This window comes from Nocardia sp. CWNU-33 (genome assembly GCF_046764895.1).
Lineage (GTDB): Bacteria > Actinomycetota > Actinomycetes > Mycobacteriales > Mycobacteriaceae > Nocardia.
This window is the reverse complement of the sequence record NZ_JBKOQN010000049.1, coordinates 1-16,392: the sequence shown is the minus strand read 5'-3', so window position 1 is coordinate 16,392 and position 16,392 is coordinate 1. Positions and strand designations below refer to the sequence as shown.

General features: G+C 64.7%; 14 protein-coding genes. 6 read left to right on the top strand and 8 right to left on the bottom strand.

Annotated elements, in window-relative coordinates:
* Positions 1 to 202: 202 nt before the first annotated feature.
* Positions 203 to 775 (bottom strand): recombinase family protein, encoded by a 573-nt coding sequence (locus ACLMAL_RS36030; RefSeq protein ID WP_412003142.1) that lies wholly within the window; start codon positions 773 to 775, stop codon positions 203 to 205.
* A 554-nt stretch (positions 776 to 1,329) separates the two neighbouring features.
* On the opposite strand from ACLMAL_RS36030, the gene ACLMAL_RS36025 reads away from it, so the two are divergent.
* The 6 genes from ACLMAL_RS36025 to ACLMAL_RS36000 all read left to right on the top strand — a co-directional run bounded on the left by ACLMAL_RS36025 (position 1,330) and on the right by ACLMAL_RS36000 (position 5,504).
* Complete coding sequence (locus ACLMAL_RS36025) at positions 1,330 to 1,812, top strand: hypothetical protein (protein WP_412003141.1); 483 nt, start codon at positions 1,330 to 1,332, stop codon at positions 1,810 to 1,812.
* Between the two features lie 107 nt (positions 1,813 to 1,919).
* Positions 1,920 to 2,840: a polyprenyl synthetase family protein gene (locus ACLMAL_RS36020; RefSeq protein ID WP_412003140.1), complete on the top strand. Its 921-nt coding sequence runs from the start codon at positions 1,920 to 1,922 to the stop codon at positions 2,838 to 2,840.
* 244 nt (positions 2,841 to 3,084) lie between these two features.
* Positions 3,085 to 3,588, top strand: a complete 504-nt coding sequence (locus tag ACLMAL_RS36015) for a hypothetical protein (RefSeq protein ID WP_412003139.1) — start codon at positions 3,085 to 3,087, stop codon at positions 3,586 to 3,588.
* Positions 3,531 to 4,436, top strand: coding sequence for a phytanoyl-CoA dioxygenase family protein (locus tag ACLMAL_RS36010; RefSeq protein ID WP_412003138.1), 906 nt, complete (start codon positions 3,531 to 3,533; stop codon positions 4,434 to 4,436). Before ACLMAL_RS36015 ends, ACLMAL_RS36010 begins: the two co-directional genes overlap by 58 nt.
* Positions 4,437 to 4,613: 177 nt before the next feature.
* On the top strand, positions 4,614 to 4,787 hold the full coding sequence (locus ACLMAL_RS36005; RefSeq protein ID WP_412003163.1) for a tetratricopeptide repeat protein: 174 nt from the start codon (positions 4,614 to 4,616) through the stop codon (positions 4,785 to 4,787).
* Between the two features lie 147 nt (positions 4,788 to 4,934).
* Complete coding sequence (locus ACLMAL_RS36000) at positions 4,935 to 5,504, top strand: recombinase family protein (protein WP_412003137.1); 570 nt, start codon at positions 4,935 to 4,937, stop codon at positions 5,502 to 5,504.
* Here the strand turns inward: ACLMAL_RS36000 and ACLMAL_RS35995 are convergent.
* From ACLMAL_RS35995 to ACLMAL_RS35965, 7 genes are all read right to left on the bottom strand, one after another.
* On the bottom strand, positions 5,494 to 6,924 hold the full coding sequence (locus ACLMAL_RS35995) for a TniQ family protein (RefSeq protein ID WP_412003136.1): 1,431 nt from the start codon (positions 6,922 to 6,924) through the stop codon (positions 5,494 to 5,496). The genes ACLMAL_RS36000 and ACLMAL_RS35995 overlap by 11 nt on opposite strands.
* Positions 6,921 to 7,769: a TniB family NTP-binding protein gene (locus ACLMAL_RS35990; RefSeq protein ID WP_412003162.1), complete on the bottom strand. Its 849-nt coding sequence runs from the start codon at positions 7,767 to 7,769 to the stop codon at positions 6,921 to 6,923. Before ACLMAL_RS35990 ends, ACLMAL_RS35995 begins: the two co-directional genes overlap by 4 nt.
* Positions 7,770 to 7,822: 53 nt before the next feature.
* Positions 7,823 to 9,490 carry a Mu transposase C-terminal domain-containing protein gene (locus ACLMAL_RS35985; protein ID WP_412003135.1) on the bottom strand — a complete coding sequence of 556 codons (1,668 nt, stop codon included), beginning with the start codon at positions 9,488 to 9,490 and terminating at the stop codon, positions 7,823 to 7,825.
* A gap of 279 nt (positions 9,491 to 9,769) precedes the next feature.
* Positions 9,770 to 10,420 (bottom strand): class I SAM-dependent methyltransferase, encoded by a 651-nt coding sequence (locus ACLMAL_RS35980; RefSeq protein WP_412003134.1) that lies wholly within the window; start codon positions 10,418 to 10,420, stop codon positions 9,770 to 9,772.
* A gap of 101 nt (positions 10,421 to 10,521) precedes the next feature.
* Positions 10,522 to 13,536, bottom strand: coding sequence for a Tn3 family transposase (locus tag ACLMAL_RS35975; RefSeq protein ID WP_412003133.1), 3,015 nt, complete (start codon positions 13,534 to 13,536; stop codon positions 10,522 to 10,524).
* A 1,027-nt stretch (positions 13,537 to 14,563) separates the two neighbouring features.
* The gene (locus ACLMAL_RS35970; protein ID WP_412003132.1) at positions 14,564 to 14,794 is read right to left on the bottom strand and encodes a hypothetical protein; all 231 of its coding nucleotides are present in this window, start codon (positions 14,792 to 14,794) and stop codon (positions 14,564 to 14,566) included.
* 908 nt (positions 14,795 to 15,702) lie between these two features.
* Positions 15,703 to 16,341, bottom strand: a complete 639-nt coding sequence (locus tag ACLMAL_RS35965; RefSeq protein ID WP_412003131.1) for a helix-turn-helix domain-containing protein — start codon at positions 16,339 to 16,341, stop codon at positions 15,703 to 15,705.
* Positions 16,342 to 16,392 lie beyond the last annotated feature (51 nt).

Genomic DNA, 16,392 nt, shown 5'->3' with positions numbered 1-16,392 from the left:
GGTTCCGGTAGTAATCGCGCGGAAAACAACGACAATGGCTTGACCAGCGGTTATTTCGGTGAGTTGGCTGTGTTCAGAACCACACTTCGGTTCCGCCGCGCCGTTCTCGTCTAGGGACGCCAACTTGCAGGGGTCGTCGACTGGCTTTCGCGGAAGATCGGGCGGATTTGCCGTAGTTGCTGGTTGAGGGCGGGTGCGGGGTTCAGGTTGTGGTGAGGTGGCGGTAGATGGTTTTGCGGGAGACGCTGAAGGTGTCGGCGATCTGGGAGACGGTGTATTTGCGTTTGCCGTGGTGGTCGAGTTCGTCGTACATCTCGCGAGCCTTGAGCGCCTGCAGTGCGGTCAGGGCGGGTGGCCGGCCACCGATCCGGCCGCGGGCTCGTGCGGATTCCAGGCCTTCGAGGGTGCCTTCGCTGATGAGGTCGGCGGTCATCTCGTCCATGGCGGCGATGACGTGGAACAGGAATCGTCCGGCGGGGGTGGTGGTGTCGATGCCTTGTTTGAGCACGATGAGGTCGATGCCGCGTTCGTCGAGCGCGGCGGCGAGTTCGGTCATGTGCCGCAGCGACCGGAACGGCCGGGAGAGCCGGGTGATGACCAGTTCGTCGCCGCGGCGTAGGTGCTCGAAGCATTTGTCCCATTCCGGGCGGCGGGCGAGTTTGCCGGAGGCCTTGTCCACCCAGATCCGTTCGCACCCGGCGGCGGTGAGGGCGTCAGTCTGGGAGTCGTCTTTCTGCCCACGTGTGGAGACCCGCGCGTATCCGAACCGTGCCATGCCCGGAACTGTCCCATAAAGGGGTGACATGCCGGGTTTTCGTCCCGTAGATTCCGCACACGAGTTATGACCCGCTAACGGGTTTCGCTGACCTGCAGATTCGTTTGTCGATGTTCGAAGTCGTCTGCACGCATGTCCGAAGTCATCTGCACCCAAGCTGATCTGTAGGGCGGCATGCGCCTGCCGCCGCAGGTGTGGGCGCTGCGCCACCTACACTGCGGTCATCCAGCTCGGTAAGCCTGCACGAACTCGACACCGCGCCGCTCAGGGCCTGGCCTGAGCGGTCTCAGCACCGGGGGGAGTCGCCCGCTAGCTGGAACTCGAACCGGATCGCACCTGGGCTCGGCGAGGGCAGCCCAGGGCTGAGCAGACTGCGGCAGCCGAGGCTGATAGCAGGGCGAGAACGCTGGCGCTCACGCTGATCATGACTGCCGCGAAACCTGTGGTGTAGCGCGCAGACGACTGCGAACAACACGCTCACCGTAGGTCCATGAGCTGGCCCGCGGTCGGTCTAGCATTGATGGAACGGTTGGACCACCAACGACCCCAGGGGCGTGGCCAAGATGACCAAGACCGCCGGGAAACACGACTCCTCCGACGAGGCTGACGATCGACGAATACATGAACTAAGTTCAGATGTCGCCAACGCCGTCCGCGGTGCGGCGGATGTCTTTGAGCGCGAACTATCTTCCAGCCTGGCCGGAGCACGCACCCTTCAACGACAACTCTTCGACGACCATCGGGTCCGTGACGAAGACTTCACGGCAGTTACCGGCCGCTTTCGGGAGACCGCTCACCAAACCATTACTGCGTTCTCGGATCGTCTCGCCGATCAGAGTGCTGACGGGAACAAGGATCTCGCGCACCGGTTTTCCCGTGACGCCCAAGATGCCTTCGACGCCTTCATGGATTTGGTGGACAGGGCACCGTCCCTGATCAACTTTCTCGCCAAGAGTGCCGAGAACCTCAGTCAGCGAGTCAACTCGACTACACCCGCCCCCGGGACAGGCGAGGATCAGGACACCGGACATAAGTGAACGAGTGCCGCGCAGTCGTTGAAGAGTCACTCGCACGCTACGCCACGTTGTCGCGAGAGACCCTCCTGCGAGACTTGCCCCGACAAGACCCCGCGTATCTCTATGCTTTGCTCGCCGACTATCCCGGGCGGAGCGCGAAGAGCCTACGCCCCGCGCTGTGCCTTGCGACCTGCGGAGCTTTCGGGGGTGACATTCGCCGGGCTCTCAACTCCGCCGTCGCTGCCGAACTGTTTCATAACGCCTTCCTGATCCATGACGACATTCAGGACAACAGCGATCAGCGCCGTGGCTTGCCTACTCTGCACACCCTGCATGGTGTCGCGATTGCCCTGAATGTCGGCGCGGCAACAAACCTGCTTGGGCTGCAGCGCATCATGGCAAATCGTGAGGTTCTCGGCAGCCGCCTGGCGTGGGAGATAGCCACCGAGACCCAATCCATGATCCGCCATTCTTTGGAGGGACAAGCCCTCGAACTCGGGTGGATCCGCGACAACGTTTGCGATCTCAGCGACGAGGACTACTACCGTATGTGTCTGAAGAAGACCAGCTGGTACACGTGTATCTACCCGTGCCGAATGGGGGCGTTGATCGCCGGACGACCAACGCCTTACGGCAGCAACCTCGACCGGTTCGCGTGGTATCTCGGCGCCGCGTTTCAGATTCGGGACGACCTGCTCAACCTGACCGGCGACTACGACGTCTACGGCAAGGAAATCCTCGGGGACCTGTGGGAGGGAAAGCGAACCCTCATGGTGATCCATCTGCTGCAAACTCTCGACGAACCCGACGCGACGCGTCTACGCACGTTTCTGGGGCTGCGCCGTGATCAGCGCACGGATCGGCAGGTGCGATGGGTGCTGGAGAGCATGCTCAAGGCTGGCAGTCTTACTCATGCCGAGCGGTGCGCCCGCGAGCTCGCGGGCGCGGCACGAAGCGAAATCGATGCGGCCCTCGATGGTACGTCGGAATCGGACGATCGTATTTTTCTGATGTCCATGCCTGAATACGTGATCACCCGAGATCATTGACCCCCAGGGCATCCACGCCCTTACCTAGATCTGCTTCATTGTCGATGTTCGAAGTCGACTACACGGATGCCCGAAGTCCTCTGCCTACTTCCACTCTTGGGGTACGATTGGCAGACTCCACACCGTTCGATGGCGTCGAAATTGACCAGCTCGCAAAAGCCTGTCGCCGTGCCGAACCGTTTACGAAATTGGCCCGGCAACCGGGATATCAAAATTCGTCGGATCAGCCAATGAGAGGGCGTAAATGACCGCAGAAACTACAGGTTTCGACAGGCCGACCTTCGAGGACGCACAACTGCTTGTGCAATTATACGCAATGTATCAAACAGGCCCGATTCGAAAAGGGTTTCTCTGGTACCTCGACAATTTCAAGGAAGACATCGACCCGTCCCGGGTCGACTATGCTGCGCTAAGCGCGCGCCATCCGCGAATATCGGATGGTTACGACGGATGGACGTCGGTCGCGTCCTTCTTCGAAACAGTCGGCGTTCTGGTGCGCAACAATGTCCTAAACGGTGGTCTGGTGTACGAGCGTTGGCCGATCGAGTGGTACTGGCGGTACCTCGGGCCGCTGGTCGACGGGGAACGCCAGAAAGGCAGGGTCTGCGACACCGCCTGTTTCGCGGACAATTTCGAGTGGCTGGCGGAACAGGCAAAAGCATGGCGGAGCAGTGATCAGGCGAAAGCCAAATGGCTGTCCCGGCTTTCGCTCGAAAACCGGAGTTCCGGCGACGACCTCGAAGAATGACGTCACCAGATTTCTCGATCGACGCACCACGCCCCGACGTCGGACTCATTCGTCCGATAACCGACGACGAACGGGAAGTGTTCAAACGGGACGGTGCCGCCGTGGTGCGCGGCATTATTCCACTAGAATGGATCGACTACATCCGAGCCGGGGTGATTCGATTGATGGAGCGGTCGGATTCGTCGTCGCAAACATATTCGCCAGCCAGCGAACCGCGGTTCTTCGGACAATCGTTTCCCTGGCTGCTCGACGATGTCTTCAAAGACTGGGCGCTGCACGGCCCGCTCGTCGATTTGGCTTGCCAGGTGATGCCGCAGGCTCGAAGTCTCAACTTCTTCTACGACCAGATCTTCGCCAAGGAGCCGCACGCGACGGCAACGGCCCCATACCATCAGGACGCGCCGTATCTTCCGTTGAAAGGCAGCCAGATACTTCGCATCTGGACACCACTGGATCCCGTGACCCAGGACAGCGGCGCTGTGCACTATCTCAAGGGGTCGCATCGTTGGGGAATCATCTACCACCCTCGTGGATACAAAACGGTATCCGAATATCAACCGGATTTCGAACGCGACTACGACGACTACGACTGGCTCGTTGGCGAATCCACGCCCGGGGATGTGCTGCTGCACGACCCCCGCGTGGTGCACGGGTCAGGCGGAAATCATACGAGCCTGTTCCGCCGCGCCCTCACGACCATCTACACCGGTGATCGGGTGACCTGGAACCCCGGCCCCGCCAGCATGTTCAACAACAAGGAACAGACCGGCCACATCCGGGTCCCTCGCCTGACGCCGGGCGGCCCAGTCGACAGTGAGCTGTTCCCGCGGGTTTGGCCCACAAGTTGACGGTGCCGAAGTCCCGGGCGTGCTTATTACGGGCTCGCGGTCGAGCAGATGCGCCGCGAAGGACGCCGCAATGATGACGACGTGCTGGCCCACGTCTCGCGCACAGCGAGAACATCAGCTTCGGCACCAAGCGCCAGCGATGCGTAGGTTCCACTTGTACAGCCGCTCCCCTCTACCCTGAACACCCACCACAACCTCGCTTGCGCCTACCGGTCGGCGGGCCGGCTCGCCGAGGCGATCGACCTGCACGAGCAGACGCTCACCGATTGCGAGGGGGTGCTGGATGCGGCTCACCCGCTTACCGAACGGGTACGCGCCAGCCTCGCCGCGGTGCGAGGTCGAGAGCAGTGAGTGTCCGTCTGGGGTACACCCCAGCACCACACGCTCGACCGGCGCGAACAGCGTCAGAATAGGGTCGGTTGCCAAATTTCTTGACGTGTGTCTGTTGGGATCTTAGAGTTCATCCTGACATTTCGGGGGTTCGGAAGGGCGGCAGCGATGCGGGTCGGCTATATCAGGGTCAGCACGGTCGATCAGAACACCGTGCGGCAGCTCGACGGGATCGAGGTTGAACGGTCGTTCGTCGACAAGGCGTCGGGGAAGGACACCGCGCGGCCGAAACTCGACGAGCTGATCGCGTTCGTCCGCGACGGCGACACGGTGATCGTGCACTCGATGGACCGGCTCGCCCGCAACCTCGACGATCTGCGCCACCTCGTCAGGTTGCTGACCGGCAAGGGGGTGCGGGTCGAGTTCGTCAAAGAGTCGCTGACCTTCACCGGGGAGGACTCGCCGATGGCGACGCTGCTGCTGTCGGTGATGGGTGCCTTCGCCGAGTTCGAGCGGGCGCTGATCCTGGAACGCCAGCGCGAGGGCATCGCCGCCGCAAAGACCCGCGGCGCCTATACCGGCCGCAAACCCGCACTCACCAGCGAACAGGCCGACCAGCTGCGAGCCCGCGCCGCCGCCGGTGAGAGGAAATCGCTGCTGGCCAAGGAATTCGGCATCAGCCGCGAAACCGTCTACAGCTACCTGCGGGCCGAAGCCGTCCCGGCGGTCACAGGCTGAGCCGGGCACGTAACTGTTCGAGGTCGTCGCCGCTGAACCGGTAGCGGCGGGTGTCGGTGATGCCGTGTAGCAGCCGCAGTTCGCCGATGAAGAGGGTGATTTCCCGGGTTACGTCGTCGCGGTCGAATCCCTCGGTTTCCAGGATCGTTCGCATCACGGGGCGGGTGTAGGGCGGGCGCGGCCGCCGTCCTGGGTTCGTCGGAGTGTTCGGTGGGGTGAGGAATTCGGGCGGGATGCCGATTTCGCTGATGAGGAACCGGCGCCGTTCGGCGATATCGGTGTGGGGGTCGAGCGCGGTGAGCGTACGCAGCATGCCGCGGGCAGGTTCGGGGTCGCTGCGGGCCGCGTTGATCCAGGCGTTGATCCAGGCGTTGACCCCTGTCATGAGGTCCGGCGCGTTCTCGGACCGGTGGAGCCGATCTTGTCGGCGCTGCGGCGGGCGAGGGGCGTCACCGTCGTAGACCGGGGCGTGCGCTGGTTCGGTCAGCACCGGGCCGAGGCTGCCACGCGGGATGATGCGCCGTTGCACGGCCAGTGCGATCGCGACCGCGGCAGCGTTGAGCAGCTTTTCCTGGATGTTCCAGGGCAGGTTCTCATATGGCGCCCAGACGGTGATCCCGGCACGCTCGCGCTCCCCAGCGGCGGCCCAGATCTGTTCGAGGGTGTGGCGGGCGTGCAGCGGGCGCAGTGTGGTGAGCGCGAGGCTGAGTTCGTCGAGTAGGCAGCGCAGCAGCCGGAACCATATCCCGGCGTGCACGGTGCGGCCCGGCAGTTCCACTTGCCCGCCGATCAGCGCTTGGTGGGTGTAGCCCTCCAACACCGCCAGTGGTCCGGTGATTGGAACCGGTTGGGGTTGTTCGTCTTTCATGACGGCGGCCAGGATCTGCCCGCCGGTTTCGAGGCGGCACCGATGTTCGAGGCAACCGATGGTGAGCGGCAGATCCCAGTACAGTGCCCGCCGCGGGTCGAACTCGGCCGCGCACAGCGGGCAGGTCCGGGTGGTCGGTTCCGCCGGGATCCACGGGCCCCGCCAGTGGCGGTGGCGGGCGACCTGGAATTGGGTGGCCTCGCCCAGAGCGAGCAGCACCGAGTCCTGCCGGACGTAGGTGTAGAACATCTCATCGGCGTCGCGTTGGGTGGCGGGATAGGCGTCGAACAGCCACGGCACCCACCCGGACAGTGTCATCGCGCGCAGCTGCGCCACACCGACCCCGGTCCGCTCGGACAGCACGGTGAAGATCTCCGGCGGTGGATCCTCGTCGAGAACATGGGAATGCTGGGCGATCGCACCGAGATTCGGGCCGAGCAGGTCGGCAACGCGCGCCCCGTAGAGGCGGGCGATCCGCACCAGCCACGACGACATCGACTCCAGTTCACCCGGGGTCGGGTGCAGCGGCCAACGGCGCGGCGACGACCTCACGCGAGTTCGCGTTCGAACATCCGGCGTCGCTCGGTCGGCCCCTCGTACGGGGCGAGCAACAGGGTGCGTTCGTTGATCGCTTCCTCACCGGATTCGATCGCCGCGATCGCCGCGTCGGTGAGCAGCGCGGTGAGTTCGCCGATGGTGCCCTCGCTACGGGTGAGCAGGTAGGCCGCCATGTCCTCGGTCGCGATCGGCGAAGGTCGCCGTAGCGGGAACGAGGCGGCGAAGCTGGCCAACAGCGCGCACGCCTGCTGGCCTGGCTCCCAGCGCGGCAACGTGAACGGCGCGAACCGGTTCTCCAGCTGGGAGTCCGACCGGATTGCCAGGTAGGCGTCGCGGGTGCCGACCCCGACCAGCGGGATCCGCAGCTCGTTGCCGAGGAACCGCAGCAGGTTCAGGAACTCGCGGCGGGTGTCGCCCCGGCCGCCGAGGATGTTGTGCAGCTCATCGATCACCAGCGTGCGCACACCGGTCGCCTTCAACAGTCGCAGCACGAGCTGTTCGAGTTCACCGATCCGGGGTGCGCGCCGCAGCGGTGCCCCCAACGCGGCGAGCAGCGCGAGGTAGAAGCGGCCCACCGCGGGCTCGGAAGGCATCTGCACCGCCAGGACCGGGATTTCCTCCCGGTCGAGGTGCGAGACGACGGGATGGGTGCGGCGGAACTTCTCGATGATCATCGACTTGCCGTTGTTGGTCGGCCCGATCAGCAGCAGGTTCGGCATCCGCTGCTTGTCCGGCATCCCCAGCAGCGTTTCCAGCTGGTTGAGGGCTTCGGTGGCGCGGGTGTAGCCGATCCACCGGTCTGCCCGCACATACCGCACCCGCTCGGCGGCCGGGAGCATCGCGATCCGCTGCGCGGACGGATGCAGATGTGACAGATCAACCGGTTCACCGATCACCACTGCTCGATCACCTCGAACGGCGCCGCAGTGGCCTGACCGGGTTCGCAGCTGGGCGGCGCAGGTACCGCGACCGCGGCCGTGGTGTGGGTGCGGGGCGTGTTCGCTCGACGGCGTTCGACGGTGCGGCGGGCCTTGCGGCTGGCCGCGGCGGCGTCGTCGGTGATCCGGCGCATCTGATCGACCATCGCGAACAGTGCGTTCTCGTCGACCTCGGCGCGGCCCCGTTCCCGCAACCGGGCCACGGCCGCGGTGTGCTCCCACACGCTGATCGCCGGGCGTGACCACGTCCGGTACGGCACCTCGAGATATTCGCCGGACGTGGGATCAAGTGCCCAGATCCGGGAGATATCGCGGGGGTCGCGGCGCAGCACGAACCGGTCCAGGCGTTCCCGGCGCGCGATCCACGGCTTGAGCGCATCGCAGTAGTACTGCACGTGATCGACCTGAAAACCGGTGCGGGTCAACGACCGCCGGATCACCGGCAGGAAATCGACCAGGAACGCCGTCTCGTTGGTCACCGTCTTCGGCGGCCCCGACTCCCCGACCCGTTCGGTCCACACCCCCGCCGGAGTCCGCCCGCCCAAACCGTTGTGTGGTTCACCGTGATAGCAGGCCACCGCCAGCGCGAGCCAGCGATGCAATTCCCGCAGTGTCAGAACGGCTTTCGCGGTGCTGTCGTAGTCCCCGCGCTCACGCGGATTGGAGAACGTCGTGCCCGGAAGTTCGTGCAGCATCCCCATCATGGTGCCGATCAGCCGTTCCACTACACCGCCGAAATGCGGTTGTCCCGGCAGCCGGTAGTCGATGCGGATGCCGTGCTGCTCGCAGCCGCGCCGCAACGCTTCGCTCTTGAACTCCGAGGCGTTGTCCACATACAACTCAAGGGGTTTGCCGCTCATCGGCCACACCGCCTGCACATCCAGCCGTTCCAGCCAGGCGCGTTTATCAATGGTCATGTGCGCCAAGCACAGCCCGACCGAGGTCGCCGAGGGCGCTTCCAGGGTGACCACGAACCCGGGCACGCAGCGGGTGGCCTCATCGACCGCGGCCGTGACGTATGGTCGGCCGATCGGTCGCCGGTGGTGTTCGTCGACCACGATCACATCCGCTGGGGTGTGGTCTATCTGCACCCGCTCCAACAACCCGGCCACCGGTGGCGGTACCCCGCCGGCCGACTGCCGCACCCGCGCGGCGTCCCGGCCTTCCCTCGCGGTCGTAACCTTCACCGGATCGAGCTTGGTGATACGCCGCACCACCGCGGCCCGCGACGGGGGCCGCAATCCCCGAGCCTTGCACTCTCGGTCTATCTCGCGGCACACCGACGCCACCGTGCGCCGCTGCCTGGTCAGATACCGTGTCCGCAACACCGTCCGAACGATCGTCTCCACCTCGGCAGGCAACCGCTCACCACCCCGGCCACCACTCGACTTGCCCGGCAATAGATCCGAGACCAGACCATCCCCGGCCCGGCAACGCTGCACCAGCGTGTACACCCGCCGCCGCGTCACGCCCAACTCGGCGGCAGCCTGATCGGCCGCCACGACACTCACCCGGTCCAGCACAGCGAGACGGCCGATCACCTCCGCCCGACGCACCGCCAGCTGCCAACGAGTCCCGTCCGCAGTGAGCACACCACGCTCCGCCACCGAATCATCGGCCATCCCGGAATCCGATCCACACCGCCGTGAACACGAGTACAAGCGAAAAGCACGGTAATGCACACGAGTTCAAGACACGCCGATGATCGAAGCCCCATTCACTGACACACCGAAACCGCAGTTCAGCGGTGAGCATGACTTCGAACATTCACATCGTTGGTCGCTGCGGGTGAGGGTTGGTGTGGGTCGGAAACGTTCGTTTTCGACCCACACCGGCTCAGCGCAATCAGGCGCGCGCAAATGTCTCGCGCGCCAGTTCGACAGCCTTTTATCGGCGGGCGATCACCCGACTTGCGTGCCTTGGCGCATCAGCAGACGTCCCTGACGGAACCGTTCCCCCTCGCGCGGCTCGCGCAGCATCCGGCCGACTTCGATGAATCCAGCTTCGCCGGCCAGCGCCGCGAGGTCGTCGATCGGCCATCGGTAGGCTGCTGTCACTTTGTGGTCGAACTCCGTCACCGGGTCGTTCTCCGACTCGAAGAAGCCGAGCAGGAGGTGGCCGCCGGGCGCGAGAACCCGACGGAACTCGGCGAAGTACGAAGGCATGTCCTGTGGTGGAGTGTGGATGACCGAGTACCAGGACACGATTCCTTGTAGCGTTCCGTCGGCCATGTCCAGGGCGTCCATGGAACCGACCTCGAACCGCAGCCGGGGGTATGTTTCGCGGGCGATATCGATCATCACTGGTGACAGGTCGACGCCGAAAACGTCCAGCCCCAGCTCTGCCAGGTGCGCGGTCACATATCCAGGGCCACAGCCGAGCTCGGCGACCGTGCCTGGACCGGTCGCCCGCACCAGCTCGGCGAACGCGGCGAGTATCGCGCGATCCAGCGGAGCGCCGTCGAGCGCATCGAGGAAAAGTTCGGCATAGAGAACGGCAACGGCATCGTAGGCATCTGCTGTCACACGAACGTGCGAGGAAAGTTCAGTCACAAGCAACGACACTAAGACCTCTCCACCGCGCTGCCGAAAGCCCACCGAACAGGCCCTCACCCAGGTGTCCACGAGGGACTGGCAGCCGCAGGTGAGCGAGGTCAGAACAGCGTGTCGCGGACCCGTAGCGGCCGGTATCCGGTTGGGCCGAGTGCGGCGAGTTCGGCGTCGATATCGACTTCGATGGCGCCGAAGAAGTTGATGTTCTCGCTGTGCGCCGGGGAGATGTGGGCGAGCACCTCGCTGTCGATTCGGCGCCCCGATCGCCGCATCTGCTCGACCGCGAGCCCGTAGTACTCCGTGGTCCACGCGATCACCGCGTTGGTGGCCAGAGTCAGGCACCACGCCTGTTCGGTCTGGGCTTCCAGGTGACGCGCCCGGAACGCTCCCTCGTGGGCGTAGATGAGATCGCGTTTGAGCGCGTGGATCGACTCGCCCTTGTTGAGTTGGCGGGAGATCTTGCGCCGATAGTCCGGATCCGACAGGTACCGGGCCGCGTAGATTGTCCGTCGCATTGCCCCGTACTCCTTCAACGCCGCGGCCAGAGCGTTCTGACGGGTCGACGCGGACAGCTTGCCCACCAGCAGCGACGCGGTCGCGTGCCCGAACTTCAACGACCCGGCCAGCCGCAGCAGGTCGTCGTAGTGCTCAGCGATCAGATCCAGATTCAGCTTGCGGGTCAAAAGCGGCCCCGCGCAGGGGAACCGGGCCTCGGCCTCGGCGCGCGGGCCCGGCCGGTAGAGAGTGATCCGCCCCAGGTCCCGGATGCGGGGTGAGAGCTGCATGCCGAGCAGATCGAACAACGCGAAGTTCACCAGCGTCACACCATGAGTGTCGGTGGCGTGTTCGGTGATCGGCAGATCCGTGGCGTTGCCCAGGATTTCGTCCAGCACGTAGTGGGCTTCGCGGCGGGTGGTGACGATCACCTTGGTGCCGTAGGTGGTGTGCTGATCGGTGACATGGGTGTAGGTCGACAGCCCCTCGTCGGCGAACCATTGATTGGCCACGCGAGCGGTCGTGGACTTGCCGCGCGTAGGGAACCGTTGCCCGTCCGACGACGACAGCATGCCCGAACCGAAAGCGCTGGTCAGGGGTAGCCGCTGGTGGTAGCCGATGATCGCCAGATTCGCCGCCCGCAGCGTCTCCTCCCGCACATACCACTCCGCCGTCCAGGCCAGGATGTCGTAGGAGATACCGGACGCTTCGGCCATATTCGTCAGGCCGAGGTTGGTGGAGTAGGCCAAAAGGACCGCGATCAGGTTCCGTTTCAACTCCGGGCTGCGGGCTTGCTTGCCACCGGCGTGGGTGAAGCAGTCCAGGTAGCCGGTGCGTTTGTCCAGCTCGATCAGCAGCGACACGATCGGTGCGAACGGCAGCATCTCCGTCAGTTCGGCCTTGAGCGTGATCGCCTCGGTCGGGATGTCCTCCGCCGATAGCGGCGAGATCACCAGATCACCGGCCTCATCCAGGCGCACCGGCCCGTCACCATCGGCGAGTACCTTCTCCAGTTCTCCGACCGCCTCATGCCACTCGTCGGTGAGCGTGGCCAGCGCGCGAGCCGGATCAGCCGGTTTGTCGATCAGGCGGCAGAATTCAGCACGCTGAGATTCCCACTGTTCGCGGGTGAGCAGATAGGCGGCCGGGTCGGCGTAGCGGCGCGATCCAGGCACGAACACGTCCCCGGTGCGTAGCCCGTCCCGCAGGCCGACCAGCACACACAGCTCCCAAAAGTGGCGGTAGGCAACGGCATTGCCGGACTTGCGGGCCTCATCCAAATATCCGCGCCACTTGGTTGGCACGAACCCTGTCGGGGCGTCGTCGAACACCTTCCGGCGACCGGTCGCGTTCAGCTCGCGCAGCATGTCCACCGCGATCAGCAGTTCGGTCGCCGAAGTGCCGCCGGCGAACCGCACCGCCGACAGCACCGCCGGAGTGAACCGCCGCAGATACGTATACGACGCATCCAGGGCAGCCAGGTGCCCGTGATCGCGCGGCAGCCGCGGCCGGGCTTGGGCGATCGCGGCACGCAGCCGCTCCCACCCGATGCCCTGACCTCGGATCAACCCGCCGATGTCCTCGTCGGGGATCTGCAGATCGGTGACGATGGCCAGCAGATCATCCAACAGCGCTTGCCGGTCCTCTCCGGTCTTGCCGCGCTCGGCGAGTTCGTCTTTCATCCGGTTCTCGGCGGCACTGAACTTCGCCGACAGCGCCTGATCGAACAGCGCCACCACCTCATCGAGCACATCGACGGCCGACTGAGCCACCACCGTCAGCAGGATCGGATACCGCCGCTCCGGGTCACGGCGTTCCAGAGCCTGCACGGTCAGCCGCCGCCCCAGCGTCGCCAGGAACCGGCGTCGCTCGGCTGGAAGCACCGACATGTCCAGGGTGTCCGCGCCCAGGCCCCGCAGGAATCCCAGCTTCTCCACCTCGTTACGCACCGCGGCCGCCGACGCCTCCACCGGACCGGTCGACAACCACCGCAGCCGCGACATCCCGATCGACACATCAGCGACCAGCAGAGCGTCCAACTCCGCGCAGCGCTGCGGAGTCAGCTCATGTGAAATCCGGTCGTAGGTCTCGCGCTGCGCCTGCTCGCGGGCATGCACGACCCGGCGGACAACGGTGTCCGGGCTGGGCCGGATCACCTTGCCCGACAGCAGATACTCACACCCCAGCCGGAACAACAGCGTCGGCGAATCGTGCTCCATCGCCCGCGCCAACAGGAACTCGTCCAGCTCCTTCAGCTCCATCGCGCTCGCCGGCCGCCACCCCAGATACTGCGCCGCCAACCGCAGATGCTCGGTGCGCGTCTGCGCCCGCTTGCCGTACGAACGAATCATCGACGCATCAACATCCAACTGATCCGCCAACCGAGCCACCGCCACCGGCGGCGCATCAGCCACCCGATCCGGCACGAACCCCAGCCACGGCAACGAACACAGCGCCACCGACAGACCAAGCCGCTCCGCCGGGCCACGCCCCCGCCCAGGCGTGAGGAACGCGACATCAGCCGGGGTGAGCGTGAAGAACCGGAACAACTCCTCACGGCTGATATCGGGAAACTCCCGCAGCCGCGCCAACTCCTCGTCCGCAAACACCCGCGTCGCCACGAAACCCGACCTCCAGCACAACCGACCAACCAACCAACCTCATCGGCAGCCAGCCAAGCACCAACCGAGCCCATCCGCAGCCCGAGCCATTACGGGGATATAACCGCAGGTCACGCCATTGTCGTTGTTTTCCGCGCGATTACTACCGGAACCCCGGATGAGCCCGACGCCGAGGTCGTCTTGCCCACCCCCGGCTTGTGCTCCCCGCACGCGTGGGGATGAGCCCTCGTCACCGTCGACGACGCCATGCGTGTTCGCGTGCTCCCCGCACGCGTGGGGATGAGCCCAACTCCGTCGACCTCAGCGTGGAGGATGACATGTGCTCCCCGCACGCGTGGGGATGAGCCCGTGTGACATCGCACGGTGATGTGCCGGTTCAAGTGCTCCCCGCACGCGTGGGGATGAGCCCCCGGACAACCCGCAGCACTGGTTGAAGGTCGAGTGCTCCCCGCACGCGTGGGGGATGAGCCCCGCCGGAAATATTCAAGGTGATCGAGGATGAAGTGCTCCCCGCACGCGTGGGGATGAGCCCATCGTGAGCTGGCGTGACCCGCCGAAGCAGTAGTGCTCCCCGCACGCGTGGGGATGAGCCCGACAGCCCGCCCGAGTTGCTGCCGCCGGTCGAGTGCTACCCGCACGCGTGGGGATGAGGCCCAATCACAGGCCTACGTCGGTGTCCGGCTGACGTGTGATCGAATCCTCGATGAACTCGACTGCACTGTCCTCATGAGGAATTGAATGTTGATGCAGTCGCTGTTCGTCTGCTTGCTGGGTGGAGGAGAGTGTGGCTCGTCGCTGCTGTTCGGCCTGTAGTTCATCGATCTGCTGCTGGTAGTCAGCGGTTCGTGCGCGGCCATCGGCGTCGAAGTCGCCGATCTGAGGCGGCGGCTGATTGGCGCGTTCAGGTGTTGGGGTGGCCAGAATGCGGTCCCACTGGTTGGTGGCGCCGGCGTGCAGACAAAGCCCTGTTCAGGAAGTGTGCTCCCCGCACGCGTGGGATGAGCCTGCGAGAGTTCTACTCGGGCCCTCAGCACTGGACGTGCTCCCCGCACGCGTGGGGATGAGCCCACGTCCCGGACGGATGTCCGGCGCATGTCCATGTGCTCCCCGCACGCGTGGGGATGAGCCCTGAGGTCAGCTCGGCCCAGAGTTCGCCGTCGAAGGTGACCGCGGTCGAATCGTCCCACGCCTGCAACTGCATCTGCGGGTCCAGGTGGGCGGCGGTGCTCGGCACCGACACACGGTTCGTGCACGACATCGATCCATCATGCGTCGGCACACAAACATCATCATGCGCATCGAGCACGACGTGCCGCAGCAGCTGAGACCTGCTGCAACTCAGCACATCCGGTAGTCGACTTCCGTGCGATCGAGCTGAGATACGACCGTATCGCTGAGTGTCCAGCTCCAGAGCGATCGCGGCGACATGGAGGTGGAATGGTGGGCGCGGAGGCCGGACCTGGGTCGTGATCGGGCCAGAATGTTGACCCTGATCGGTCTGAAACTAGTTCCACCAGGGGCTAGGTCGAGCGACAGCGGCGGATTACACCTGTTATCCAGCGCCAATCCGCAGTGTGCGCGGCGTGCACGCCAGTGGTCGGGACCGGTGTGCACTCGAGAGGTAAGGCAGGTGGCCGCCGTTCATTTCATAGAGGGCAGAAGGGGCGGTGTGCACGGCGTGCGTACCCAGGGTGCACAACGCGTGCACATAGATGGCCCAGTGCACCCGATGCGTGCACTGGGCCATCTATGTGCACGGTCGTCGTACCTGCTATGTGCCGCGAAATCACAACCGCTGCTTACTCGCGCGCCTGTCGACGGTCAGCGTCACGCACATCAGTTTCCTGTGCGCCCGGATCGCTGCTATGGCTCGGTGGCGGCTGGTGCTCGCCGCGCACACAATCCGGGATGTTGTGCACGGCCCCTGTCACCGACGACCATCCGTCGGCTCGCGCTTGCTTGACGAGTTCTGTCAACTCCGGCCCGAACGTGACCCTTTTCTTCCGCTTGGGTTCAACAGCTTGTCGCAACACTCCTGGTAGTAGACGGGTGTGCGAGTGGCTGGTAGGCGTGGAGCGAAGCGTCGGTTGGCGTTGGAGGCGAACTACTGGGAGCTGAATGCTCTCGTCGTCGGGGAAATCCTTGCGCAGCCGGCGAGAGATCTGTTCAGGAGAGTGCTTGTTGACCAACCGTGGCTTCCACGGCCTTTCGCAAAGCGTGGTTGCTCGCCAGTTTGGACTGTTTGGGGCGCGCACGAGCGATCCAGGCCCGTTGATGGGCTTGATGAGGCAGATAGAGGCCTTCGACGCGATGAGCCCGGACTTCCCGCGAGACCGTGGACTTGTGCTTGCCGATTCGGCTAGCGATCTCGGTGACCGACTGCCCAACGGTCAGTCCGTCGGCGATCGCCAATCGATCAGGCAGAGACAGAAACCGGTCATTGAACACCATGGGCGCATCGTTGCTGATCTCGGGCACCGGACCTGCATGGTGCTTCCCGACGCGATATTCCACCACGGTGCCATCGGCGCGAATCCGCCCGCCCTGCGCAGTTTTCCGCACCCCGTCACGCCAATCTCGCGCAGTGCGCACATTCACGCCGACCTCGGCAGCCGCCTGCGCCGTCGACCAACCCGACTCGATCAACTCGAGGAACCGTTGCTTGGCCGCGGGCTTCCCCCGCTCAGCCTTGACCGCGGCGAGCAACCCCGCCGCGACCAAGACCCGACTGTCAACGGAACGCGAATCATGACCACTTTCCGGAATCCGAATCCTGACCCCCTGGCCGGTGGGTTGATGGTTCATTCTTCTGTTGTTCCGGCAGCGGGAACGCGGCCGAGGTCGCGGTCTTTGAGC

Excerpts from the sequence above, each read along its gene's own strand:
- ACLMAL_RS35985 (WP_412003135.1), bottom strand. The coding sequence starts at position 9,490 with ATGGCCGATGATTCGGTGGCGGAGCGTGGTGTGCTCACTGCGGACGGG.
- ACLMAL_RS36000 (WP_412003137.1), top strand. The coding sequence starts at position 4,935 with ATGCGGGTCGGCTATATCAGGGTCAGCACGGTCGATCAGAACACCGTG.
- ACLMAL_RS36010 (WP_412003138.1), top strand. The coding sequence starts at position 3,531 with ATGGCTGTCCCGGCTTTCGCTCGAAAACCGGAGTTCCGGCGACGACCT.
- ACLMAL_RS35990 (WP_412003162.1), bottom strand. The coding sequence starts at position 7,769 with ATGCTCCCGGCCGCCGAGCGGGTGCGGTATGTGCGGGCAGACCGGTGG.
- ACLMAL_RS36015 (WP_412003139.1), top strand. The coding sequence starts at position 3,085 with ATGACCGCAGAAACTACAGGTTTCGACAGGCCGACCTTCGAGGACGCA.
- ACLMAL_RS35965 (WP_412003131.1), bottom strand. The coding sequence starts at position 16,341 with ATGAACCATCAACCCACCGGCCAGGGGGTCAGGATTCGGATTCCGGAA.
- ACLMAL_RS36030 (WP_412003142.1), bottom strand. The coding sequence starts at position 775 with ATGGCACGGTTCGGATACGCGCGGGTCTCCACACGTGGGCAGAAAGAC.
- ACLMAL_RS35970 (WP_412003132.1), bottom strand. The coding sequence starts at position 14,794 with ATGTCGTGCACGAACCGTGTGTCGGTGCCGAGCACCGCCGCCCACCTG.